1 protein-coding gene and 1 pseudogene are annotated in these 832 nt (G+C 51.2%); both read left to right on the forward strand.

The genetic code is table 11. From position 1 onward, the window contains the following. Positions 1–208, forward strand: a pseudogene (locus tag DVK07_RS23885) (pyrrolo-quinoline quinone); the annotation flags it as partial. 244 nt (positions 209–452) lie between these two features. Continuing rightward, positions 453–832 (forward strand): alpha/beta fold hydrolase (locus DVK07_RS19940; protein WP_147441271.1); only part of this gene is annotated, 380 nt, incomplete at its 3' end.

Consider the following 832-nt stretch of genomic DNA (forward strand, 5'->3'; position numbering starts at 1 on the left):
CAGTACCCCCGAATTTGCCCCTGAGAAGAAGACGATCAGTGCGTTCGATCGCGGATCAGGAGAGATGCGGTGGTACTATGGGTTCGATCCAGGGTTCCACCACGAGGTGACTTCACCACCGGTATTGGTCGATGGAGCTGTATTCTTCACAGCAACCGACATCGACGGTCTCGGTGCCTTAGGCGACGTTCCCAAACGGGATGATTAGTCTTAGTGCTATCATCTATTTCTGATCAAGTCGTTGTCTTTGGCATCTGAACAAGTCAACGCTATCGGGGTTTGAACAGGGGCATTCCCTGGAAAATAATTGACTCTGTTGGCTCTGTTGAAATCCTCTTCTTTAGATACATTATCGACTGAAACAGCCGGTTGATGGAAGATGCGAACCTTTCAGTTAGGTTGGTACTGTAACAACATCTTTATGAAACTAGTTTTGCGTATCTAGAAAAGCGATGCCCTCTGAATTACAGCCCTCCAATCCAACAGTTCATACTGTTCTGTCGTCCGATGGAACGAGTATAGCATACGAGAATGAAGGGAACGGCCAGCCGTTGATTCTCCTTCACGGCGGATCCGGGACCCGACGGGCGTGGGACACTCTCAGGCCGCATCTTGTCAATGATTTTGATTTGTACGTCCCGGATCGGAGAGGACGAGGTGACAGCAGTGACGGCGACGACTATAGCCTTGCTCGTGAAGTAGCTGACCTTCGAGCACTCGTCGACGCTGTCAGCGGAGCGCCAACAGTGTTTGGACATTCATTTGGGGGACTCGTTGCTCTCACAGCCGCACCCGAGATCACCATTGACCGGCTCGTACTGTACGAACCACC

Source organism: Halorubrum sp. Atlit-26R (assembly GCF_003666015.1).
GTDB lineage: Archaea > Halobacteriota > Halobacteria > Halobacteriales > Haloferacaceae > Halorubrum.